The organism is Pseudomonas sp. LS_2, assembly GCF_042709235.1.
GTDB lineage: Bacteria > Pseudomonadota > Gammaproteobacteria > Pseudomonadales > Pseudomonadaceae > Aquipseudomonas.
In genome coordinates this window covers 130,850-153,813 of record NZ_JAVAYC010000006.1, presented here as the reverse complement: position 1 = coordinate 153,813, position 22,964 = coordinate 130,850, and the positions used below count along the sequence as shown (strand labels likewise).

Annotated in this window: 26 protein-coding genes; 13 read left to right on the top strand and 13 right to left on the bottom strand. The window is 66.1% G+C overall.

What is annotated here, in order from left to right; all coding sequences use genetic code 11:
- Positions 1-22 precede the first annotated feature (22 nt).
- Complete coding sequence (gene hrpB / locus RAC97_RS08030; RefSeq protein ID WP_375098592.1) at positions 23-2,542, bottom strand: ATP-dependent helicase HrpB; 2,520 nt, start codon at positions 2,540-2,542, stop codon at positions 23-25.
- A 372-nt stretch (positions 2,543-2,914) separates the two neighbouring features.
- Between hrpB and RAC97_RS08025 the strand changes: the two genes are divergently transcribed.
- The 13 genes from RAC97_RS08025 (at position 2,915) to RAC97_RS07965 (ending at position 11,592) form a co-directional block, all read left to right on the top strand.
- The gene (locus tag RAC97_RS08025; RefSeq protein WP_375098591.1) at positions 2,915-3,838 is read left to right on the top strand and encodes a sigma 54-interacting transcriptional regulator; all 924 of its coding nucleotides are present in this window, start codon (positions 2,915-2,917) and stop codon (positions 3,836-3,838) included.
- A 93-nt stretch (positions 3,839-3,931) separates the two neighbouring features.
- Positions 3,932-4,141: a hypothetical protein gene (locus RAC97_RS08020; RefSeq protein WP_375098590.1), complete on the top strand. Its 210-nt coding sequence runs from the start codon at positions 3,932-3,934 to the stop codon at positions 4,139-4,141.
- Between the two features lie 58 nt (positions 4,142-4,199).
- The gene (locus RAC97_RS08015; RefSeq protein ID WP_375098589.1) at positions 4,200-5,117 is read left to right on the top strand and encodes a type III secretion protein; all 918 of its coding nucleotides are present in this window, start codon (positions 4,200-4,202) and stop codon (positions 5,115-5,117) included.
- Positions 5,118-5,162: 45 nt separating this feature from the next.
- Positions 5,163-5,537, top strand: a complete 375-nt coding sequence (gene sctI, locus RAC97_RS08010; RefSeq protein ID WP_375098588.1) for a type III secretion system inner rod subunit SctI — start codon at positions 5,163-5,165, stop codon at positions 5,535-5,537.
- A gap of 14 nt (positions 5,538-5,551) precedes the next feature.
- Entirely contained in the window at positions 5,552-6,436 is an 885-nt protein-coding gene (sctJ, locus tag RAC97_RS08005; RefSeq protein ID WP_375098587.1) for a type III secretion system inner membrane ring lipoprotein SctJ, read from the top strand.
- Positions 6,433-7,026, top strand: coding sequence for a type III secretion protein (locus RAC97_RS08000; protein ID WP_375098586.1), 594 nt, complete (start codon positions 6,433-6,435; stop codon positions 7,024-7,026). The genes sctJ and RAC97_RS08000 overlap by 4 nt, the downstream gene beginning before the upstream one ends.
- Positions 7,004-7,597: a type III secretion system stator protein SctL gene (gene sctL, locus RAC97_RS07995; RefSeq protein ID WP_375098585.1), complete on the top strand. Its 594-nt coding sequence runs from the start codon at positions 7,004-7,006 to the stop codon at positions 7,595-7,597. Before RAC97_RS08000 ends, sctL begins: the two co-directional genes overlap by 23 nt.
- A 158-nt stretch (positions 7,598-7,755) precedes the next feature.
- Positions 7,756-7,980 carry a hypothetical protein gene (locus RAC97_RS07990; RefSeq protein ID WP_375098584.1) on the top strand — a complete coding sequence of 75 codons (225 nt, stop codon included), beginning with the start codon at positions 7,756-7,758 and terminating at the stop codon, positions 7,978-7,980.
- Positions 7,967-8,404 (top strand): type III secretion system chaperone, encoded by a 438-nt coding sequence (locus tag RAC97_RS07985; RefSeq protein WP_375098583.1) that lies wholly within the window; start codon positions 7,967-7,969, stop codon positions 8,402-8,404. Before RAC97_RS07990 ends, RAC97_RS07985 begins: the two co-directional genes overlap by 14 nt.
- Complete coding sequence (gene sctC / locus RAC97_RS07980; RefSeq protein WP_375098582.1) at positions 8,397-10,544, top strand: type III secretion system outer membrane ring subunit SctC; 2,148 nt, start codon at positions 8,397-8,399, stop codon at positions 10,542-10,544. Before RAC97_RS07985 ends, sctC begins: the two co-directional genes overlap by 8 nt.
- On the top strand, positions 10,541-10,750 hold the full coding sequence (hrpT, locus tag RAC97_RS07975) for an HrpT family type III secretion system protein (RefSeq protein ID WP_375098581.1): 210 nt from the start codon (positions 10,541-10,543) through the stop codon (positions 10,748-10,750). Before sctC ends, hrpT begins: the two co-directional genes overlap by 4 nt.
- Positions 10,751-10,756: 6 nt before the next feature.
- On the top strand, positions 10,757-11,134 hold the full coding sequence (locus tag RAC97_RS07970) for a transcriptional regulator (RefSeq protein ID WP_375098580.1): 378 nt from the start codon (positions 10,757-10,759) through the stop codon (positions 11,132-11,134).
- 8 nt (positions 11,135-11,142) lie between these two features.
- Positions 11,143-11,592: a type III secretion system chaperone gene (locus RAC97_RS07965; RefSeq protein ID WP_375098579.1), complete on the top strand. Its 450-nt coding sequence runs from the start codon at positions 11,143-11,145 to the stop codon at positions 11,590-11,592.
- A 56-nt stretch (positions 11,593-11,648) separates the two neighbouring features.
- On the opposite strand, the gene RAC97_RS07960 is transcribed toward RAC97_RS07965, so the two are convergent.
- The 12 genes from RAC97_RS07960 to sctW all read right to left on the bottom strand — a co-directional run bounded on the left by RAC97_RS07960 (position 11,649) and on the right by sctW (position 22,679).
- On the bottom strand, positions 11,649-11,819 hold the full coding sequence (locus tag RAC97_RS07960; protein WP_375098578.1) for a hypothetical protein: 171 nt from the start codon (positions 11,817-11,819) through the stop codon (positions 11,649-11,651).
- Between the two features lie 465 nt (positions 11,820-12,284).
- Entirely contained in the window at positions 12,285-13,385 is a 1,101-nt protein-coding gene (gene sctU / locus RAC97_RS07955; RefSeq protein ID WP_375098577.1) for a type III secretion system export apparatus subunit SctU, read from the bottom strand.
- Between the two features lie 15 nt (positions 13,386-13,400).
- On the bottom strand, positions 13,401-14,198 hold the full coding sequence (gene sctT, locus RAC97_RS07950) for a type III secretion system export apparatus subunit SctT (protein WP_379671407.1): 798 nt from the start codon (positions 14,196-14,198) through the stop codon (positions 13,401-13,403).
- Entirely contained in the window at positions 14,198-14,452 is a 255-nt protein-coding gene (gene sctS, locus RAC97_RS07945) for a type III secretion system export apparatus subunit SctS (RefSeq protein WP_379671406.1), read from the bottom strand. The genes sctT and sctS overlap by 1 nt, the downstream gene beginning before the upstream one ends.
- Before the next feature lie 10 nt (positions 14,453-14,462).
- A complete protein-coding gene (sctR, locus tag RAC97_RS07940) occupies positions 14,463-15,116 on the bottom strand; it encodes a type III secretion system export apparatus subunit SctR (protein ID WP_375099264.1) in 654 nt (217 codons plus the stop codon).
- Positions 15,113-16,219 carry a FliM/FliN family flagellar motor switch protein gene (locus RAC97_RS07935; RefSeq protein WP_375099263.1) on the bottom strand — a complete coding sequence of 369 codons (1,107 nt, stop codon included), beginning with the start codon at positions 16,217-16,219 and terminating at the stop codon, positions 15,113-15,115. The genes sctR and RAC97_RS07935 overlap by 4 nt, the downstream gene beginning before the upstream one ends.
- A gap of 1 nt (position 16,220) precedes the next feature.
- Entirely contained in the window at positions 16,221-16,781 is a 561-nt protein-coding gene (locus RAC97_RS07930; RefSeq protein WP_375099262.1) for a type III secretion protein, read from the bottom strand.
- On the bottom strand, positions 16,774-17,193 hold the full coding sequence (locus RAC97_RS07925; protein WP_375099261.1) for a hypothetical protein: 420 nt from the start codon (positions 17,191-17,193) through the stop codon (positions 16,774-16,776). The genes RAC97_RS07930 and RAC97_RS07925 overlap by 8 nt, the downstream gene beginning before the upstream one ends.
- Entirely contained in the window at positions 17,180-18,538 is a 1,359-nt protein-coding gene (locus RAC97_RS07920; protein ID WP_375099260.1) for a FliI/YscN family ATPase, read from the bottom strand. The genes RAC97_RS07925 and RAC97_RS07920 overlap by 14 nt, the downstream gene beginning before the upstream one ends.
- Positions 18,538-19,431 carry an FHA domain-containing protein gene (locus RAC97_RS07915; protein WP_375099259.1) on the bottom strand — a complete coding sequence of 298 codons (894 nt, stop codon included), beginning with the start codon at positions 19,429-19,431 and terminating at the stop codon, positions 18,538-18,540. The genes RAC97_RS07920 and RAC97_RS07915 overlap by 1 nt, the downstream gene beginning before the upstream one ends.
- A 60-nt stretch (positions 19,432-19,491) precedes the next feature.
- Positions 19,492-21,579, bottom strand: a complete 2,088-nt coding sequence (gene sctV, locus RAC97_RS07910) for a type III secretion system export apparatus subunit SctV (protein ID WP_375099258.1) — start codon at positions 21,577-21,579, stop codon at positions 19,492-19,494.
- Positions 21,576-22,679 carry a type III secretion system gatekeeper subunit SctW gene (gene sctW / locus RAC97_RS07905; protein ID WP_375099257.1) on the bottom strand — a complete coding sequence of 368 codons (1,104 nt, stop codon included), beginning with the start codon at positions 22,677-22,679 and terminating at the stop codon, positions 21,576-21,578. Before sctW ends, sctV begins: the two co-directional genes overlap by 4 nt.
- Between the last annotated feature and the right edge of the window lie 285 nt (positions 22,680-22,964).

The following is a 22,964-nucleotide window of genomic DNA, read 5'->3' as shown; positions in this document are numbered from 1 at the left end:
TCGCGGGGCCCCGTCACATTCCTCAACGCGGCCTGGGCTTGGCCCGTGCGGTGGCCTCGGCCACCAGCGGGTCGTCCGGCCAGTAGTGCTTGGGGTAGCGGCCCTTGAGATCCTTCTTCACTTCGGCATAGGTGGTGCGCCAGAAGTTGGCCAGGTCCTGGGTTACCTGTACCGGTCGACGTGCTGGCGACAGCAGGTGCAACTTGACCTGCTGACGGCCCTGGGCGATGCGCGGTGTATCAGCCAGGCCGAACAGCTCCTGCAAGCGCACGGCGAGGACCGGCGGATGCTCGCTGTAGTCCAGGCGGATGTTCGAGCCCGATGGCACTTCCAGGGTTTGCGGCGCTTGCGCCTCCAATTGCTGAGGCAGCGGCCAGGGCAACAGGTTGCGCAGTATCGACGACAGGTCCAGCTGGGCGAAGTGGCTCAGGCGCGAGACCTTGCCCAGGTAGGGCTGCAACCAGTCTTCCAGGGTCGTCAGCAGTGCGTCGTCAGCCAGGTCCGGCCAATCGCTGTGGCCGAGCTGTTCGAAGTCCAGCCCGCGCAGCAGCGCCACGCGCGCCTGCCATTGGCGCAATTCCGGGGTCCAGGGCAGCAGAGCCAAGCCCTTGCGCCGCACCAGGCCGACCAGGGCCTTGGCGCGGGCTTCGTCGTTCAGGCCCGGCAGCGGCTCGCGGCTGAGCACCAGTTCCCCTACTCGACGCTGGCGTTCGGCGCGCAACACCTGCTCGCGTTCATCCCAATCGAGCACATCGAGGTGCTGCACCTGCTCGGCCAGTACGCCATCGAGCAGTGTCGGGTCGAACTCGGCGGCCAGGTAGATACGCTCCTCGCGTTGGCCCTGGCGACTGCCCAGGTCGGCCACGACCAGCCAGGGGCATTTCATCAACGCATCGACGTCGCCGAACAGCGCCGCCCGGCCATTGGCCAAGCGGTATTCGGCACCGCCTTCGCGGCGTTGCTGGGCGACGCGGTCGGGGTAGGCCAGCGCCAGCAGCGCGCCCAGCCAGCGCGGATGATCGGGCTCGGCCACCGGCGTTACCGGCTGGCCGCGCAGCAGGCTGCGATATTGCCGTGCCAGCTGTCGCGCACGTTGCACGCCGCCACGGCTACCTTTGGACTCACCACTGAGCAGCGCCAGGCGCGTGTGCAGGTCGGCGCCACCGCCGCGCTGGATATCGCGCTCGCCCAGCAGCGCGGCGACGTCGCAGGCCATGGCGACCAGGCCCAGGGCCTGGCCGCGCAACAGCAAGTGGGCGATGCGTGGGTGCGCAGGCAATTCGGCCATCGCCTGGCCGTGGTCGCTGAGGTTGTCGCGGCTGTCCGCGCGCAGCGCGCCAAGCCGCGCCAGCAGGTCATGGGCCTGGGCGTAGGCAGCAGCGGGTGGCTGGTCGAGCCAGCGCAGCTGGTCAGGGGCAACGCCCCAGCGCGCCAGTTGCAGCGCCAGCCCGGCGAGGTCGGCTTGCAGGATCTCGGCACTGGCGTGGGCGGCCAGTTGCTCGTGCTGGGCTTCGGACCACAACCGGTAGCACACCCCCGGCTCCAGGCGCCCGGCACGTCCAGCGCGCTGGGTGGCGCTGGCGCGGGAAATACGCTGGGTGTCCAGACGGGTCATGCCACTGCCGGGGTCGAAGCGTGGCACGCGCGCCAGGCCAGCGTCGATAACTACCCTTACGCCTTCGATGGTCAGGCTGGTTTCCGCGATATTGGTGGCCAGCACCACCTTGCGCAGGCCTTTGGGCGCAGGCTCGATGGCTGCGCGCTGGGCATCGAGGTCGAGTTCGCCGTGCAATGGGCACAGCAGCACGTCACCGCGCCCGCCGAGGGCCTCCTGCAACGCCTGGTGCACGCGACGAATCTCCACCTGGCCGGGCAGGAACACCAGCAGGCTGCCGGCTTCATCGGCCAGCGCCAGCAGCACGCAGTCGACCACCCGCGGCTCGATGAACTCGCCCGGCTGGAACGGTCGCCCCCACTGGATGACCACCGGGTGCATGCGCCCTTCGCTGCTGACCACCGGGGCGTCGTCGAGCAGACGCGACAGGCGCTCGCCCTCGAGCGTGGCCGACATCAGCAAGATCTTCAGCGGCGGCTCGTCGCGCAGCAGCTCGCGGCCATTGAGGCTCAGGGCCAGGGCCAGGTCGGCGTCCAGACTGCGCTCATGAAACTCATCGAATATCAGCAGGCCCACGCCTTCGAGCGCCGGGTCGCTTTGCAGGCGGCGGGTGAGTATGCCTTCGGTGACCACTTCGATTCGCGTGTTCGGGCCGACCTTGCTGTCCAGTCGGATGCGATAGCCCACGGTCTCGCCGAGCTTTTCTCCCAACTCGCTCGCCATACGCTGCGCGGCAGCTCGGGCAGCGAGACGGCGAGGCTCGAGCATGACGATGGTCTGGCCTTCAAGCCACGGCTCATCCAGCAAGGCAAGGGGCACGCGGGTGGTTTTACCTGCGCCAGGCGGTGCCTGGAGCACGACCTCATCACGCTCGTTCAGGGCTTTAAGAAGGGCCGGCAAGGCGGCATCGATTGGCAACGAACTCATAGGGTCTCCCGAAGAACCGCGCGAGTATATCGAATCGGAAGATGGCGACTTGCCTCAGCCCTGGCCCCAGCGTTGACCGGTCGTCAGACGGGCTCGACGCCGTGCAAGGGCGTCTGCCTGCCCTGCCAACCCGCCAGGCCAGGGCCTGCCGCGGCTTTCGCACAATCGGGGTTATAGCGTCAAGCTGCCGTTTAGCTGAAACGATGAACTTCTGCCGCTCAAGCATGAACTTTTTTTTAATCGAGTCTCTAACCCTGCGTGGAAAACCGAAGGTGGTCTCAAGTCGATCATGCCGCGGCGCGGGAAATTTCTACGCGCCTTTGATCCTGAAATTGTCGACCTCCTAGTAGAACAAGAATGGAGTCGCCAGGGATGCAAAAGATGCTTTGCGCTGCACTTTCCGCTACCCATAAAGAGGATGATCTCAACCTGGAGGCCTTCGCCCAAAGCGTGGCGCCGCTGATGGTCGACGTGCTCTTGCGTGGCGAAACCGGCACCGGAAAAGACACGCTGGCGGAGAAAATCCACCGCATGTCCGGCCGCTCCGGCAAGTTCGTCGCCATCAACTGCGCAGCCATTCCCGAGAGCCTGGCAGAGAGCCAATTGTTCGGGGCCAACTCCGGTGCGTTTACCGGTGCCAGCCAGAGCCGCGCCGGGTTCATCGAGGCTGCGCACAATGGAACGCTGTACCTGGACGAGGTCGACAGCATGCCCCTGACGCTGCAAGCCAAGCTGCTGCGTGTGCTGGAATCCAGGACCGTCCAACGCCTGGGCTCGACCCAGAACATCCCGGTGGACATGCGGGTGATCGCCTCCGCCCAGTGCCCTCTGGGAGAGATGGTCGAACGAGGCGAATTTCGCCGGGACCTGTACTTCCGGCTGAACATCGTCAGCCTCAAGCTGCCGCCGCTGCGTAGCCGCCGCGAGCGTATCGTGCCGCTGTTCCAGTCACTGGTGCAGCGCGAATCCAAGGCCCTGGGCAAGCCTCACGTCGCCCCGTCGCCGGGGCTGCTGTGCCACCTGATCGGCTACGCCTGGCCTGGGAACATCCGCGAACTGCAATCGGCCGCCAAGCGCTACGTGCTCGGCCTGCCGGCGCTTCCCCGCGCCGAACAGTCGGAGCCCTGCAGCACTACGTTCAACTTGAAGGAACAACTGCAGCAGTTCGAGAAAGTGCTCATCGAAGACTGCATGCGCCGCCACCATCGTCATATCGACAAGGTCATCGCCGAACTGGGCATCGCCCGCCGCACGCTCTACTACCGGATGAAGTGCCTGGAAATATCGATGGGTTGAGTGCCCGGCATGGAACCGTTTCCACCCACGCCGCCACCTAACACTCGAGACACTCACAAGCGTCTTGCCATTCCAGAATCCGGAGATACGACTATGAGTTTTGGTGGAGCTTCTCTTGCCGCCTCCATGGCGGCCATGCAGCAGATGGACCAGACCGCGGCCGCGATGACGACCATGAAATCCCAATTCGACCAGGCGAAACTGGTCGCCGACACCATGAACGCCATCTCGGCCGAGTCCATGGACAGTGCCACCAAGGCCATTACGGCCATGGGGGAGGCGTCCAAGAACATACGATACTGACAATCCGCTGCAAGCCCCGCCGCGGCGGGGTCTCTTCAAGCGCGATGAGATCAGGCCCATGTATATCGATCGGCTGAACAGCCTTCGTCCTTCCGCAACCCTGTCCCGTGACGACCCCACGCCGCGCCGTGCCTCGATTCTCCAAGGCCTGGCAGACGCGCTGAGCGAGCACCTGACGCAGCATGCAGGCAGCGACCGGTTAAAGGAGTCGCTGGTGCGCTGGAGTGCCGAACATGGCTCGGCAGGCGGGCGCTCGCCCTTCGGCTGGCAACCCCTGCAGCACGATCTGGATGCGCCAACGCAAAGCCCGCTGAACCAGGTACTGACCGACATCCTGGAAGAGATCAATGGCGGCACCGGCCAGAACCTGGAAGTCGATATCGACGACGCCTATCGCGATGAAGACCTGCTTGGCGACCTGGCGCAGATGTTCGCCCATCGCCGGACGCCCATCGGCGGCAACGACATCGGTAACCAGAGCGATTTCGGCAGTGCGAACAACCCCTTCTGCGGTGCCCTGTTCGGCGACTGGGAATCCTATGGCCCGCTCGATCGGCGTAACGCGAGCCTGCGCCTGTTGCTCAGGCTCGTCGCGGTCCTGGGCCGACGCAAGCTCTTGACCTTGCTGGACATCGACGACAGCGCGGGCCAGGCGCGCTACGCGCCGGACGACCAGGACCTGCTGTTCGAGGTTGCCAGCTTCATGGATCAACACCCGCTGCGCTACCCACCGCCGATCGACGACGACGGCCAAGCCTGGACATGGACCGACCGCATCGCCCTTGGCACGCCGTTGCAAGCCCGCGAAACCCGGCTGTTCCAGCTGGCCCTGGAACAACTGGACCTGGCGCTGGCTCGCCTCGCCGGCCAATACCCGGCCACACGTCGGCGAGCCAGGCGCAGCCGCGAGGAAATCGAGTTTCACCTGAGCGTCACCGGCAGTACCCGCAACGTTCTGCGGTTGATGTGCGCCTGAAGGCATCCGCCCCTTTTGATTCGCCCCTCTAGATTGGAGAAGCCCATGGAAATACAAGCCGTCGACGCCAGCCAGCTGGCCTCCTCCGCCGCCAAGACTGGCGCAAGGCCACAGCCCAGCGCCGAGAGCAGCGACGTGAGCTGGTTCAACGCCCAGATGCAAGAGAAAGCGCCGGCGCCGACCAGCGAAAACAACGTCGCGGCACGCATCATCGATTCGCTGTCGAGCCGCTCCGGCGAGCTGAAGCGACTGGACGAGCGCGCCAACCGCGACATGCTCAAGGCCATCCGCACCGCCGACCCACAGGACATGTTGCAGTCGAACCGGTCGTTGTCGTCGTTCCATCTGGAAAGCCTGATGACCGCGAAGCTGGTCAGCAAAGGTTCCCAGGCGATCGAGAAGCTCACCAACCTTCAGTAAAGGAAATGCCGGCCATGTTCATGCGCGCATGCTCATCGTTGTTACTGTGCCTGCTGCTCACCGCTTGCGAGGAGCGCTCGGCGCTGCACAGCCGCCTCTCCGAGCAGGATGCCAACGAAGTGATCGCGGCGTTGGCGGACAAGAACGTCCACGCGAGCAAGCAAGTCGACAAGGACGGCATGACCGTCCTGGTCGAGCCCGCCGACATGAACAGCGCCGTCCACGTACTCGAAGCTGCCGGCCTGCCGCGGCGCTCGCGCTCGAGCCTTGGGGATATCTTCCGTAAAGAAGGGGTCATTTCCACGCCGCTGGAAGAGCGGGCCCGCTACATCTATGCATTGTCCCAGGAGCTGGAATCGACCCTGTCGCAGATCGATGGCGTGGTGCTCGCCCGGGTCCATGTGGTGCTGCCGGAGCGGGTCGCGCCCGGCGAACCGGTGCAACCGGCGTCGGCCTCGGTGTTCATCAAGCACACCGGGGCGCTGGAGCCCGACAGCATCACGCCACGGGTGCGCAACCTGATCGCCAGCGGGATCCCGGGCATGGCCGATGCGGCTCACAAGGCGAGCAAGTTGTCGGTGGTATTCGTGCCCACGGCGCCCTATCAGGAGCGGCGCAAGATGGCGCAATTCGGGCCGTTCATCATGCAGGCCGAGGAAGTTGCCTATTGGCGAACGGTCACGCTGGCGACGGGCATCATCTTGCTGAGCCTTCTGCTGGGCGCCGGCTATGGTCTTTACCGCTTGTGGCGCAAGGGCGCGCTGACACTGCCGCGGGCCCTGCAACAGAAACTCTTCCGGCCGGGCGCACCCGCAGCGCCAGCGGGCAGCGCAGCGGCGCCGCTGTTCGCGGTCAAGGCACCGGGCACGAGCGCTCATGACAAAGGGGCTGCGGCATGAGCACCGCGCTGGAGTGGGTGCACTGGTGGCACCACGCCTGGCGCCAGGCAGCCGCCGAATGGCAGCCTCCCGGCCTCGAACGGCTGGGCGCCTCACACCTCGACGCCCTCGCCCGCGGGCACCACGCTGCGCTGGCACGGTGCTTCGGCGTGACACCCTGCACGCCACCCAAGCCGAACCCGGCGATGCAAACCGTGCTGTGCGCGCCGGCTACATTGGCACTGGCCTGTGAACTGGTGGCAGCCACCTGTTCGCCGCTGGCGCCAGCCCCGGCACTGTCGTCGCAGGACCGCGCCTGGTGTGAACGCACGGCCAAGGCACTGCGCCCCGGTCACTGGCTCGAGCCGCACCAGGACCCGCTCGCGCTGCTGCGAGCCTGGCTGGGCGAACCGACCTGGCAACGCGCGCGCCTGGCGTTCCCTCGCGCAAGGGTCATGGCCGTCGAGCGCAGCGCCGCGCCGCAACCGCCCGCAGCCCGGCTCGATACACTCTGGCAGTCCGCCTGCTGGAAAGCCGGGCAAAGCCTGGCGCCCCCCGCCCCCACCGGCAACGACAAGGAGATGCACGATGCTCGCCCGGCGCTCGCTTGAACTACGCCCCGACGGTCAGGGCCTGTTGCAGCCCTATATCGCGCGCGAAACCCTGCTCGACTGCGCCCGTGCGCAACGTGTCATCGAACACGCCAGGGAGCAGGCCGCGCAGTTGCTGGAGCAGGCCAGCGCAGTGGCCGAGGCCAGGGTACTCGAGGCCCAGGCGCAATTCTGGGAAAGCGCCCATACCCTGCTCGCCACCTGGGAAACGCAGCGCCAGGCGATGTGGGAGCAGATCGAAAGCAGCGCTGCGCGGCTGGTCAACGAGGCGCTGCAAACGCTTCTGGACGAGGTGCCTGAAGCCGCGCGCATCGACGCACTGGTGCGCCAGCTCAGCTGCGGGCAGCGCGATCCGAGCGATGCCACCCTGCACTGTCATCCCGACGACCTGGCGAGCCTGACCCGCAGCCTCGGCAAGGCCGAGCCCCAGCCCTGGACGCTGATGGCAGATGCCAGCCTGGGCCGTCAACAAGTCAAACTGCAGACCCCTGGCGGCACCTTCCAGCTCGACTGGCCCAGCGCCGTGCAAGCGCTGCGCCTGCCAGAGCCGCAACCCGACACGCACCCCTGACCTGTGCACCCCTGACCTGTAGCAGCGGGCTTGCCCGCGAAGGGATGCAACGCGTCCCCAGTTCGGCTTGAAGCCGTCGTCTTTTCTCTCCTGCGCGGAACCGCCTTGGGCGTTACCACCACTCATCGAGTGAACCCGCCCAGCCCGGAGATCCGTTCATGTCTTCTATCGATGCCCTGCAACGCCGCCTCGACACCTACTTCCAGCGCGCGACCGACAACGTCAACAACGCGGCGCTGAACGCTGCGCAAACGCAGTCCCTGGACGACCTGCACACCTTTCACGCCAGCATGAACGGGATGTCGGTCGCGGTGACGGCAGCCACCCAGCAGACCTCGGCCCACCACAACCTCGCCAAGGCGATCATCGATGCAATGCCATGAGCTGCGTGCGCAGCTCATCCGCTGGAGCACCGGCGCCGACGAGCCCGCACCCTTGAGCCTGGTCATCGACGACGGCGACGTCACTTTCGAAAAACTCGAAGACGCGTTGCTGCTGTCGGTCGAGCTGCCCGCCGGCGTGTCCGGCGAGGCGTCCCTGGAAGAGATGCTCCGGCTGGCCCACCCGAGCCTTTCGCGATTCCCCGGTGCACTGGCGCGCTCTCCCATCGATGCACGGTTGTGGCTGATGGCGCAGTCGGCCCCTGATGGGCACGTCGACGACCTGGTCGAATTGCTCGAAGCGTTGCTCAACCAGCGCGACACCTGGCAATCGATTCTGCAAAAAAAACCACGTGGTGCGGCGACGACCGTGGCGCAACGGCCATCGCACGCTCACTTCCTCAACACAGGACTCCGACATGCCTAACCCGTGGTTCATGCCCTTGCGCCTGCTCACCGAAGGCAACGCTCGCCTTCGCCAGTCGATCGCGCAGCGCTGGGCGTCACCCTCGCTGGTCGCCCTGCTGCTGGCCGGCTCGCTTGGCCTGGCAGGGCCGACACAGGCGGCCGTGCCTACCGATTGGAAGAACACCCCCTATGCCTACGACGCCCAGGCCACGCTGCTGGCCAAGGTCCTCGACGACTTCGCCAATACCTTCGGCGTGCAGCTGGTGATCGACGGCACGGTCAACGGCACGGTGGACGGCCGGATGCGTGCGGAAAGCCCCCAGGCGTTCCTCGACCGGCTCGGGTTGGAAAATCGCTTCCAGTGGTTCGTGTACGGCAGCAGCCTGTACGTCAGCCCCTTGCAGAACCAGCGCTCCAAACGCCTGGAGGTGTCCGCCGATGCGGTGTCGGACATGAAACAGGCGCTGACCGACATCGGTCTGCTGGACCCGCGTTTCGGCTGGGGTGAATTGCCCGATGAAGGCGTGGTGTTGATTACCGGCCCCGAACGCTACGTGCGCCTGGTGACGCAGTTCGCCAGGGCGCGCAAGACCCCCGAGGAGAAACAGGAAGTCATCAGCTTCCCGCTGCGCTACGCCAGCGCGGCCGACCGCAACATCAAATACCGCGGCGACACCCTGGTCATCCCCGGGGTCGCCAGTATTCTCCAGGGCCTGCTGGAAAACCGCGGCTCGACCTCCGGCGTGGCGCCAACGGCCCTGCCCAATGGGGCCTTCCAGAACATGCAGAACCACCAATCGATGGCCATGGGCAATATCGAACAGTTGGCCTTCAACGGCATGGGGCGCCCGAACACCAGTCGTGTGCAGCCTGGTCAGAGCAAAGGCGGTGGCCGCGGCAAGATCCGCGTCGAAGCCGACGTACGCAACAACGCCGTGCTCATCTACGACGCACCGAAGCGACGGGCAATCTATGCACCTCTGATCCGCGACGTGGACGTGCCGCGCAAGTTGGTGGAGATCGACGCGATCATCCTGGATATCGACCGCACGCAACTGGCCGAGCTGGCCGCCAACTGGAACGTCGAGAGCGGCGACCTGATCGGCGGCGCCTCGATGCTGCGTCCAGGTGCAAGCTCGACGGTGTTCATCCAGGACTACGGCGACTTTTCTGCGCAACTGCGCGCGCTGGAAGGCCGCGGCCTCGCCTCGGTGGTCGCCAACCCTTCGGTACTGACCTTGGAGAACCAGCCAGCGGTGATCGACTTCAGCCGTACCGAGTACCTGTCTGCCATCGGCGAACGGGTGGCCAACATCGAGCCCATCACCGCCGGCACCAGCCTGCAAGTGGTGCCGCACGCCATCGAGACCCGCGGGCACAAGCAGATCCAGATGGCCCTGGACATCGAAGACGGCCGCATCGAGCCCTCCGAAGTAGGCCAACAAACGCCCAGCGTGCGCCGTGGGGTGGTCAGCACCCAGGCGGTGGTCGGCGAAAGCCGCTCGCTGGTGGTGGGCGGTTTCCACACCGAGGAAACCGGCGACAACCTGGAGCGGGTGCCGTGGCTGGGACGCATCCCGCTGCTGGGGCCGCTGCTGTTCTCGTCGACCACCCGCCAGACCAGCCGCCGCGAGCGGGTGTTCATCCTCACGCCACGGCTGATAGGCGACCAGGTGGACCCGGCCCGCTACATCTCCACCCTCGACCGCCAGCAGGTCGACAGCGCCATGGCGCGTGTACAGGAGCGGCGCAACGGCAAGCGCCCGGTCGGTCGCCTGGAGGTCGGCGAAGTGCTCGCCAGCCTGGCCGACGGCAACATCCCGGCCTCGTTCAAGCAGGCCGATTCGATTCCCTACGCCCCCGAGACGCTTTGCGCCTTGCCAGCCGGGCTGACGCTGGACGCCTCGCGCGCCCAATGGTTCGCCGGCCCCGACTACGGCATCGCCGTGGGCGTGGTGCGCAACGAGGGCGAGCGGCGGTTGCGCTTCGATGAGGCGAGCTGCGGTAGCCGCTGGACCCTCGCGGCCTCTGCCTGGCCGAGAGTGTGGCTGGAGCCCGGCGAGGAAACCGAAGTGTTCGTGGTCATGAACCAGCCCGCTCGCGTGCCGGGCGGTGGACGCCCGTCCCTACTGCAAACCACTGCGAGGATGACCCCATGAGTCGTACACCGCTGCTGCTCGCCGTTTTCCTGAGCCTTCCGGTATTCGCCGGCTGCGCGAGCCGCTCGGGCTGCCAGGCCGACGCCTGTGAGCGTGCCGAGCCCGACCACGCGCGCATCGTCGTCTGGTGGGCGCCCGACATGCGCGGCGGCCTCGGGTCCCCGGAAAACCCACTCGACCACAGCGTCGTCCCCTTGGAGAACTGAATCGGCATGACTTTCTCGGTGCACAGCGCAAGCACTCGCCAAGCTTTTCAAAAGAACATCATCGCCGGCATCGCGACGTATTGGGAGATTGCCCCCGGCATCGAGTTCGGCTTGAGACGCGAGCCCCACAGCGTGGGGCTCGCACTGCAAGTACAAAGCCAGGTGCTACGCGCCAACCAGATCCAGCAAGCGCTCGAACGGCGTTTCGCCAACCCGTTGGAATACGCCCATCTGTCCGTGTTCCTCGACCCACAGCGCGCGCTCGTGGTGTGGCAGGCGCTGCCGGACTCGGCCATCACCGCTGAACTGCTCGACCAGATCCAGTCCCGCCAGCTGTCGCTGCTGGGCCTGGAAGACCTCGACGAGCGTCCCGCCACCTACTGAGGTTAATCATGACCGCCGCACCGCTCGCCCAACGTTTGATCTCGGCCCTCTCCGACCACCTGCATGCGGACTTGCAACTGGAGCAAGGCGTGTGCGCGCTCTATGACAAGAGCAACCGCGAGGCGGTGGTCATCGAGTTGCCCGAACACAGCGACATGGCCATCCTGCATTGTGCGATCGAGGTGACGGCCCACGCCCCAGGCCTGCACAAGCGCCTGCTGGAGCTCAACTTTCGCCTGGACCTGCTCGGCGGCAGTTGGCTTGCCCTGGACGACAAGGCCTGTGTTCGCCTGTGCGCCCACAGCATGTTGTCGGCCCTCGACGAGACCCGCTTCTGTCACTGGGTGGTGGGCTTCGTCGCCCAGGTCAACGACGTGCGCCCTCGCATCCTCGAGCTGGCCAAGCCTGGCGAGCCGCGTCCGGCAAGCCTGGCCATGAACCGCACGCGCCTGGGTTGACGCGCGCCATAGAGCCCCCCAGGCAAGCCTGGCGGGGCCGTGGTCCACGTCGGAGCTCAACGCAGTTTCATGGCGTCGCCACCTTTCTCCATGACCTTCTTGGCGCTGTCCATGAAGCCGTTGGTGATCTCCGCCAACGTGTCGCTCATGAGTTTGGTCATGTCGGCAGCCGTCTTCACTTCCAGCATCGCTGCCTGGTAGTTGCTCGAAATTGTCTGGAGCTTCATCTGACGCTCCATCAACTGGTGCTGATGGAGCTCCATGTCGTGCATGAGCGTCTGCTCGGAGGTGGGCGCTACCGGATCCGTTGCGGCAAATGGCCTTGGTTCAGGGGAGTGGGACCTGGCACGGGGTACGCGGTTGTCCTCACGCGTGCGGGTTCGACCGCGCTGATGCAACTGGGGCGGCGTCGAGGACGCGCGCCCTCGTGCCCCCAAGCTCTGGGTAGCGAAGCGTTGCTGGGCCTCGAGGCGCTGCTGATGCAACGAGGATGAGTGGGACAACGGAGGGTTGTCGACCCCGCGCAGGGCGCCTGTACTTCCGACAGGGCTTGAACTAAGGGGCATGGGGGATTCTCCTGTGAGTCGTTCAGGGAAGGTTGGCGGGCAACAACGGCAAGCCGGCAGCGCCCGGACGAATCCGGCTCATCCCCTGAGTGGCAGCCACCGGTGCATCGGTTCCTTCGCGGGGCCTCAGCGCAGGTTCAACTCCGGAATCTCGATCACCTCGTCCTTGGCCTCGTCGTCCAGTTCGCGCAGCACCCGGTAGATGTGCGCCACGGCCTGCAGCGTCTCGCGGGGGATCAAGCCTCCGACGTCCTCGCGGTAGATCGTGCGGGCCAGCCAGATGCACTGGATAACCGGGACCCGCGCCGCCTTGGCCCGCTCGATCAGCGCGCGCGCCTCGGCGTCCACGCCTTTGACGATGAGCTGCGGCAGCGCCGTCTCCTCTGGCCGGTAGCGCAGCGCGACGGCGAAGTGAGTGGGGTTGACCACCAACATGTCGGCGTCTTCCACCGGCTTGGTTTCCTTTTCCTCGGATTGGCCGGCCAACTGCCGGGCCAGGCTGCGGCGATGCATCTTGACGTGCGGGTCGCCCTCCATTTCCTTGAACTCCTTGCGCACCTCTTCCTCGCTCATGCGCAGGCGCTTGAAGAAAAAGTATTTCTGCAGGCCGAAGTCGATGATCGCCAGCACCAGCAACACCGCCAGGCAGGTATGCATGATGTGCCGGAACAGGCTGGCCAACCCGCGCCAGTAGGTTTGCAGGTCGCTGTTGACCAGGCTGATCAGTCCCCCCAGCGCAGGCATGGTGATCAGGTACAACACGGCGGCGATGAACACGGCCTTGAGCAACCCCATGAGCACGTTGATCAGCGCCTGACCGGAAAACATCTGCTGGGCCTGGTTCAGCGGGTTCAGGCGATTCGGGTCAGGCCGCAGGGCCTCGGGGGAAAACAGGAAACCGAACTGTATCCAGCCAGCCACCAGGCGCGTGGCGATCGCCAGCCCTACGGTCATCAGGGTGAAACCGAGCAACACGCTGCCGGCGTGGGCCAGGGTTTCCTCGAAAGCCCGCGTGAAGTCTTGATCCAGCCGGTGCAGCGGGAAAGCCACCAGGTCCTGCAGCGTCTGCATGCTGTCGTCGGCCAGCGTCAATGCCACCTCGGTGACCGCCGCGAGCACCAGCAAGCTACTCAGGTCCTGGCTCTGGCCGACCTGGCCTTTGTTGCGGGCGTCGCGAATCTTCTTCGGTGTCGCGCTCTTGGTTTTCTCGCCACTGTCTTCGCTCATCGACGCGCTTCTCCCTCAGGGCGCCTGCAGCAGCAGGTCGAGCAGGTGACGGATTTCCCCATAGCGCATGAGACGGCCGGTCATCGCGTCCCATAGCGTGGGCAGGTAGAACAGCAAGAAGGCCAGACCGATCAGGCTCTTGGCCGGCATGGCGAGGATGAACACCTGCAGCTGCGGGCTGTACAGGCTCAGCAGCGCCAGGCTGAATTCCACCAGCAACAGCAGGGCAATGAAGGGCGCGGCGTACAGCAGCATGTGCATGAACATCTCGGCGAGCAGGCCGAGGAACACGCCGAAGCCATCCGCCCCGGGCAACGGGAACCAGGTCGTGGGCGACCAGACCAGGTAACTGTCCCAGATCACCTGGGTCAGGGTGCCGAGGCCCAACGTGGCGACCAGCAGCAGCACGAGCATCTCCTTGAACAGGTGGCCCAAGGGCGTGGTGTCGGTACCCAGCGCCGGGTTCAACTGGCCGCCGATCAGCGCACCGCGCTGGTTGTCCAGCAAGGCCCCTACCGATTCGTACAGCCAGAACGGCATCGCCAGCAACACCCCGAGCAACAAGCCCAGCACCAGTTCCTTGAGCATCAGGCCGCCCAGGGACAGCCAGTTGGCCTGAGCGTCGAGCAGCGCCTGGCGGATACCGGGGGCCGGCAACATGGCCAGGGCGAACACCACGGCATGGCGTGGCAGGCCGCGCAGGTGCTGGAAGCAGAACACCGGCACCAGGTAGGCGACCGGATAGATGCGCGCCATGCCGAGCGCCACCGACAGCAACAGGTCGAAATAGGACTGGAACGTCGAAGCCACCATCAGGTATTGGCCATCATGACAAAGGCCCGGCGCAGCAGGCCCAAAAGCTCCCCGCCCACCCAGCGCCCGGTCACCAGCAGCGTCAGCCCCACCGCCACCAGCTTGATGCCGAACGGCAGGGTCTGGTCCTGGATCTGCATCAGCGCCTGCACCAGCGAAGTCAGCACGCCGACCAGCACCGCCACGATCAGCGGCGGCGCGGAAAGCAGGACCACCAGCAACATGCCTTCCTTGAACAGCGTCATCGCGTCCATCGCAGGGTCCTCACAGGTAGGAATAGAAGAGGCTGTCGAGGAGCTGCGTCCAGCCCTGGGCAAGCACGAAGACCAGCAACTTGAGCGGCAACGAGATGGTCATGGGCGCAACCATCTGCATGCCGAGCGCCAGCAGCAGGTTGGACACGATCAGGTCGATGACGATGAACGGTATGTAGATCAAAAAGCCCATCTGGAAGCCGGCCTCCAGCTCCGACAGCATGAACGCTGGGATCAGCAGCATCAGGTCATCGCGACTGGCTTGCTCGGCGTGTTCCTTGGGCCACATGCGCTGGGTGTTCTCCAGCAGGTGGGTAAGGATGTCCGGGTTGGTGTTGCGCGCCATGAACGCTTGCAGCGGCTTGATGGCATTCAGGGCCGAATCCTGCAATGCCTCGGTGTTGCTGAAGTCCAGCGGCCGCTCTTTGAGCGCCTGGGCAACGTTGTGGCCTACCGGCGCCATGATGAACAGGGTCGCGGCCAACGCGATGGCATACAGCGCCATGTTCGGCGGTACCTGCTGCACCCCGATGGCGTTGCGGGTGATCGACAGCACGATGGCGATCTTGAGGAATGCGCTGCAGATGATCAGCAGCAGCGGAACCAGGGAAATCCCCCCGATGAACAACGCCAGCAGGAAGGGGTCGACCCCGTGGAAGCTCATCCAGCCACATCCATGCGGACGATCTGCAGGCCCAGCCGGCCATCGATCTCCACCAGCTCGCCATGGGCCACGGGCCGCTCGCCATAGAACAAGACCCCGGCCCCCGCCGCCACGCCTTGTACTTGCAGCACGGCGCCGGGGGCCAGGTTGCGCAGCTCACCCAAGCTCAGTTGCAGATGACCGCAACGCACCGTGAGCGCCAGGGGCAAGTCGTCAAAACGTGCATGGCCATCGACAACGGGCTGCCGCGCAGCCGATGGCTCCGCGGTCTCGAGCTCGGCCTGGGCCAAGGTGGCCGGGTCGAATGCCCCGGCGTCCTGTTCGTCATGGACAGCGTGGGAGCTGTCGTCCCATTCGGGTGCCAGGATGTCGGTGTCGGCAGTGCTGCTCATAGCGGTCTCCTCAAGCGCGAGTACGGTCAGGTGCAACGGCGCGGCAGGGTCGTGCACCTGCACATGCAGGCAATGGCGGCCCAGGCGAACCAGGCCTTGGCCGGATGAATCGAACAGGTGTGTCTCAGGTATCAGCACATCGCCGGGGCGCAGGGCGGCGAGCTGTGCGCTGGCCAGTACCAGGTGCCCGACCAGCAGCGGCACGCGGCACACGAAGCGCTCGCTCCAGGGCGGCGCCTGGCGCTGCCAGGGGGCGGCATCGAGCAGGCCCAGCAGGGTCTGGCCAGGCACCTCCAGGTGACTGGCTACGCGCGCGTCCCCCAGGCGCACGTCGAGCCGACAGGCGATGCCGCCGACCCCGGTCGCAGCCAGCGGCGTGAGAAAACCGAAGGCCAGGCGCAAGGGCTCGCTCAGGCACTGGTGGAACAGCGACCAGAACCACTGGTCATCCGGCCCCGGCTCGGCGGGCAAGGCCACCGGGCATTCCCCGAACAGGCTCAGGACCGGGCCGGGCTCGCCCAGGAGCAAAGCCCCATGGGCGCATTCGAGCACCGCTGGCGCCGTGCTCGCGGGGCCGTTGCCCAGGGTCAGCAGCAGCCGCCCCGCCTGCCCCGCTACCGCGAACGGCAACTCGACGCCAGCGCCCAGCCGTTGGCGGGCCACGGCTTCTCCAGCGCTGACCGATGGCAGCGACAATGCACAGACGCTCATGTCAGTCGTGCTCCTCTATGCGTGCCACATGCACGCTTACCGGTTGTCCCAGGCTCTGTGCCAAGGCGTCTTCGAGGTGGCCGCGTCGGCTCGACAAGCGCGCCTGCACCTCGGCGCTTTCGCTGCTCAGGCCGATGTCCCAGCCGGGGCCGGCGTCCGGCCGTCGTGCCAGTACCTTGATCCGCCCCAACTGCGGCAGGTGCAGCAACAGCTCCAGTTGCAGGTCCTGGGTGGCGCCCAGACGCGGCGCGAGCTGGTCGACGAATGCCTCTTCGAGGCTGCCCTCAAGGCTCCCCAGGCGCGACAGCGAACCCGCCCCGGCGGTGTCCTGCTGCAAGCTGCCCTCGGGCGCTTCGACCCATTGGCGAAACCAGTAGCCGTCGCTGCGAGCGACAGGGGCCTCGGGATCGCGATCGGTGCCGGGCGTGACATCGCGCGACGTCAAGCGTGCCGCCCGGCTTGCCTGGGGCGGCGGCTCGTGGCCGCGCAGCGGGTGACGCCCCCCTGTGCTCGGCGGTTCGTGCCGAGGCGAAGGTTGATGACGTACGGGACGTTCATTCATCGCATGGCTCCTGCGTCACGCGCTCCATCAATGCCTTGAGCTTTTCCAGGTCGCGGCGCCGCCCACGCAGGCGCTGCTGGGCCGCCTCGGTATCCTGGGCCTGTCGCGCCTGGGCTGCCTCCAGCGCCTGCACACCTTGGGCTTGCTCGGCCAGCTCGGCCATCAGGCGGCGCTCCTGGGTACTCCAGGCATTCAACTCGACCATGCTCAACGCCCGCCCCCGGTGTTCGTCGCACAATGCCGCGCGCTGCGCAGCCTGGCGCTCGGAGGTGGCCTGCCATTGCGCCCGCGCCGCCGCCGCGATGGCTTCGCGTTCGCGCAGCAGCTCACGGGCTTGTCGCCACGCCCGCTCGGCCTGCGCTTCACGGTGACGACGCACCGGCGCCAGGGCATCCAGGTCAGCTAGGGACATAGGCGGTCAACTGCTGCAGGTGAGCGAGGGTCGAGGGCATTGGCTCCGGCTCGCGAAGGTCCTGGCGCAGAAAGCCGTCCAGGGCCCCGCGTGACTCCACGGCCAGGTCGGTCAGCGGGTCGGCGCCGGCCTGGTACTCGCCCAGGCGCAGCATCAGTTCGATCTGGTCGTAGGCCGACAGCAACCGGCGCAGGTTGATGCCCGCGCGCAGGTGCTCGGCCTCGGCCACATTGGCCAGGGTCCGCGACAGGCTGGCCAGCACGTCGATGGCCGGGTAGTGCCCGCGCTCGGCCAGTTTTCGCGACAGGACGATGTGGCCGTCGAGCAACGAGCGCACTTCGTCGGCCACCGGGTCGTTCATCGAGTCCTGCTCGATCAGCACGGTATACAACGCGGTGATGGCGCCGTCGTTGGTCAACCCCGCCCGCTCCACCAGACGCGGCAGCAGGCTGTACACCGACGGCGGCAGGCCACCACGCCCCAGCGGCTCACCGGCAGCCAGGCCGATTTCCCGCTGGGCGCGGGCAAACCGGGTCAGCGAATCGATCAGCAACAGGACACGCCGGCCGTCGGCGCGAAAACCCTCGGCCAGTGCCGTCGCCGTGAAGGCTGCGCGGGCGCGCTCCATGCTGGAGCGGTCGGAGGTGGCGCACACCAGCACCGCCCGTGCCCGTAGCTCGTCGTCGAGTTCGTGATCGAGGAACTCGCGCAGTTCGCGCCCGCGCTCGCCAATCAGGCCGAACACGATCACGTCGCAATCGACGTTGCGGGCGATTTCCGCCAGCAGTGTGGTCTTGCCGCAGCCGGCGCCGGCGAACAACCCCACGCGCTGGCCTTCGCCAAGGGTCAGAGGCCCGTCGATGGCGCGCACGCCGGTGGTCAGGGCGTGCTGGATGCGAGGCCGAGCGGTGGGCGCGGGGGCTTCGCCGATCACCACCGAGGCGTGCAACACGGACGCATCGGCAAACGCCCCGGCACCACCGTCCACCAGCGGTCGGCCAAACCCATCGAGGACCTGGCCCAGCAATTGCGAACCCACCTGTACCCGGTGCGGCATGCCCAGGGGTTCCACCGAGGCACCGACCCGCACGCCTTCCAGGCCGCCCAGCGCACTGAGCAAGGCATCGTGCTGGTCGAAGCCAACGATCTCGGCGAGCAGTGGCTCGCGGGCATCGCGCTCTACCCGGCAAAGATCGCCGATCTGCGCCTCGGGCAGGCGGCATTGCAGCAGGATGCCGTTGACCCGTTGCACCCGCCCGCGCACCGCGACCGGGGCAAACCGTTGCAGGCGCGCTCGCTGTACGCTTTCCCAGGCCTGCAAACGTGCGGCCGCCGCAGGCGCCATCACCAGGTGACCTCGTAGCGCTGGTCACCTTCGAAGGTCACCTTGTCATTGCCAATAGCGGTCAGGCGCAAGCCGTCGATCTGGTCGCCGAGAAACAACCGGCGGCCATCGGAGGTGACGACATGGCCGCGCTTGCCGCCGACGATCTGGGTGATCTGGAACGGCAACTGCGTTTGCTGTTCCCGCACATTGGCGGTGACCGCCACCGAGGTTTGGTAACGCTCGTTGAAACGCTCGACCAGGCGCTCGACCACCGCCAGGCGCTGGCGTGGCAGCTCGCCCACCAGCACAAGGCGATCGTCGCGGGACTCGACCTGCACCTGCGCGGCGAGGTCGCGTTCCTGCAACATGCGGTGCAGTTCCAGGCGCACAGCCGTGAGGTTGTCCAAGGTCACCTTGCCGCGGCCCAGCGCCTGGGCCGGGCCGGTCTCCACGGGCTTCGCCGGTTGACTGGTAAAGGCCCAGGCACTGGACGCCACGGTAATCACACCGGCAGCGATGAGCAGGCGCCTGGACCATGATGGCCGGGCCGCAGGCTTCGGGTTGTCGGCGCTACCCGGCGGGGGCGTTGCGCTCTCCAGCGTCGCCTCCTGGGGCCACGGCTGCTCGGCCGGGGCGAGGCACAGCCAGATACCGGCGACGGCAAATGGGGCGTTGACCGGCAATGGCTGCGTCGGCGTCCAGGGTTGGCCCTGGGCATCGCTCGCCGCGCCGTCCAGCAGCGCCAGCCGCCACTGCTGTTCCACCCGTTCCAGGCGCAGGTGCCGGGCACAGACGCCTGGGTCGTAGAGCGCCAGGTCGGCATCCTCCGCCGCCCCGACCACCCATTGATCGCCCACCAGCGGCAAGGCCGCTCCACGGTGCAGACCACTCAATACCCTCAGCTCGAACATGGTCGATTCCTTCCCTTTCTATGTGCTGTTGCCCCGTGACGCTGCCCGAGCCGACGGCGATCAGGCGGCATCCTCTACCCGCAGTTGATCCTGCTCGAGGTCGAAGCGGCCCAGGACGTTGACCTGGGCGTTGCTGTTCAGCTCGCTATAGGCGAGCACCGGTACGTGGTTGAATTCGTCGCGCAACAGGTCACGCAACGGTGCGCGCAGGTCCTGGGCCACCAACAGCACGGCCACGCGCTTGGCGCGCAGCGGAAAACCTTCGCGCAGTTGCAAGACCAGCGCGCGGGTATGCCCGCTTTCCAGGGCAAAGAAGGTTTCCGTCTGCGTCTGGCGCAGCGCCTCACGCAACAGCGTTTCGGTTTCCGGCGTCAGCAGCCAGGCGTGCAGGCCCTCGGCGTCGCGGTACTGGTGGTAGATCTGCGACTTCAGGGCGATGCGCGCGTAGTCGGTCAGGGCGCCGACATCACGTTCGTGTTGCCCGTGCTCGATCAACGACTCGGCGATCAGGCGCACCGCCCGCAACGGCACCCCTTCCCCGGCCAGGCGTTGCAGCACCGCCGCAAAACGCGCCAACGGCATGGTCCGCTGCAACTCCTGCACGAGCTCCGGCTGGCCGGCTTCGAGCCAACTGAGGATCGACTTGCTTTCCTGAAGACCAAGGAACTGCGGGCCGGTGGCGAACATGGCGCGGCTCATGCGTTCCACCAGCAGTTCGGTGGCAGATACCGCCTCCACCCGCTCGTCCGTCAGCAATGGGTCATCGGGCAGCAACCACAGCCACTGCTGCTCGTCCCGCACCTCGCTGCCGGTCCGTGCCTCGCGCGGTTCGAAGGGCAGCGGCCCACGCGCGACGGCCACGCGCTCGCCAAAGGTGGCGCGCAACATCGGCACCTCATGCACGCAGAAGCGACATTCGTCGTCCTCCAGCAGCGCGCTGTATTCGATTTCGAAGGGCGGCAAGGTCAGGCCAAACCCGGCCACCAACCCGTTGCGCTTCTTGCGGATGATGCGGATCGCTTCTTCGGTGACCGGGTTTGCCTGCATGGCCTTGGAAAACTGCAAGACATAGGCGCGGGTCGGGTCGAAGCTGCGCACGTCTTCCGTACCGTTTTGCTCGGGCGACAACGCCGTCGGCGCCTCGTCGTCCTCCCGCGCCTGCCGCGCGCGGCCATACAGCTGGACGATCCCGGCGCTGCCGGTGATCAGCGCAATCACGATAAACACCAGCGTCGGCATGCCGGGCAGCGCGGCGAAGCCCAGCATCCCCACCGACGCGATCACCCAGGCCTTGGGCTCGGCGGTCAACTGGCTGGCAATCTCGGTGCCGATGCTGCTGCCGGCCGCCTGCCCGTCCGGCGCTACACGGGTGATGATCATGCCGGCGGTGAGGGAAATCAGCAGTGCAGGAATTTGCGCGATCAGGCCATCGCCGATGGTCAGCACCGAATACAGGTGCATCGCCTCGGAGGCACCCATGTCGCGCTGCATCATGCCCACCGAGAAACCCCCGATGAGGTTGATCACGACGATCACCAGGCCGGCGATAGCGTCGCCCTTGACGAACTTCATCGCCCCGTCCATCGCCCCGAACAACTGGCTTTCCTTGTTCAGCTCTTCGCGTCGGCGACGAGCTTCGTCGACATCGATCAGGTTGGCGCGCAAATCGCTGTCGATGGACATCTGCTTGCCTGGCAGGGCATCCAGGGTGAAGCGTGCCGCTACCTCGGCGACACGCTCGGAGCCTTTGGTGATGACCAGGAAGTTGACCACCGTCAGGATCAAAAAAATGACCAAGCCGACGGCCAGGTTTCCGCCGACCACGAAGTTGCCGAACGCCTCGACGATATGCCCGGCATCGCCCTGGAGCAGGATCAGCCGGGTGGTCGCCACCGACAACGCCAGGCGGAACAACGTGGTCAACAGCAGCACCGCCGGGAAGGAAGAAAACGCCAACGGGCGGGGCAGGTACAGCGAAAGCACGATCAGCAGGCAGGAAATGCAGATGTTGACCGCAATCAGCACGTCGACCACCGCGGTCGGCAGCGGCAGGATCAACATGAACACGATACCCAGCACCACGAACGCGCCGGCCACTTCCATGCGCCGCGCCGCGGCACCTGCGACCTTGTTCAACACCGCGATCATGGCTGCAATACCGCTATCGGTGCGGCGGTCTGCCCGCGAACTTCGCCACGGGAACGCTCATCCAGCAGCACCAACACATTCTTCAACGCGCTCTGGCGACTTTTGCCGTCACGCCAGAGCGCCAGCGGCAGGCGCTTGAGCATCGAATAGAAGCCGTTCAGCGAAACCAGTTGATCGCGCTCCTCTTCACCGCCGAGCTCACGTGCGATGCGGCGTACTTCGGCCGCAGGCAAGCCGCTGGCCGCCACTCCGAGCAGGCGCTGGAGCAACAACACCGCCGTGAGCTGGCTGGTCGGGCAACTGCCTGCCAACTGCTCCAGTAGTTGCCGACAACTGTGCAGCACGCTGCCGAGCTGGGTCGAAGCGGCCAGCCCGATCAGCAGCACACGCAGCTTGGCGGTGGGGCTCGAGGGGGTCTGCGCGGCGATGTCGTCGGCCAGGGCCCGGCGCATCATGTCCAGCCCCGACACGAATGCGGCGTCGCCGAACAGGCCGAGCAGCGCCTGCATCATGGTGGGCAGCGATTGCTTGAGCACCACGGTGTCGTAGTAGAGCCGGCGCACTGCCTGGCGCAGTTGCGGATCGCCGCCCGCCGCACGCAGCGCCTCGGCGATGTTCATGCCGGCCTGGATCTGCGCGCCATACTGTTCGCGCAGCAACGCCAGGTAATCGCGTGCACGCTTGGCTTCGACCTGTCGGCCCTGCGCCTGGGCCTCGCGCAATACTTCTTGCAGGATCAGGTCGGTACGGGCCGGATCGCCACCGGTGGCTTGCACCACGTCCTCAAGCACCGGCTCGCCGTAGAGCAGGGTCCCGGCCTGGGCCGCCATCGCGCTCAGGCTTTGCTTGCCGGGGTGGCCGAGTTGGTCGTACCACTCCTCCAGTTGCTTGCGCGTCTCGACCCGCGCCTGGCCCACCTCTGCGCGCGCACTGCGTATGCGCCGCTGACTCAAGGCCTTGGTATTGCGCTCCACGTGATGGCTGAAGGTCATGCCGACCTCCTCCAGCGAATTGGACTGCACGGCCTGGTGCGCTTCGACAGGCTTGCCCACGCCGCCCAATGCCGAAGCGGCCTGGGCAAGATTGACGGCAATGCGCATGTTTGTCGGTGCTTCTACTTTCATGATGACCATGAGCGTGGTTTCGGATGCTCAATGGGTGGCAGCGGTTCGCCGTTCGGTTCAATCACTCCTGAAAACTTTTTCAGCCGAATCCGCAGGGTGGCGGGAGCGCGCTTTTTTAGCGGGCCAGGCAGTGCAAATTCTTGCAGTGGCGTTCGGCCGAGCTGTGCAGCCCCCTGCACGAATAGAGCCACAGCTCTAACGTAAAACTCTTATTTATCAACTAGATAGATCATTAAATCGGTTTGGCACAGGTCCTGCTGA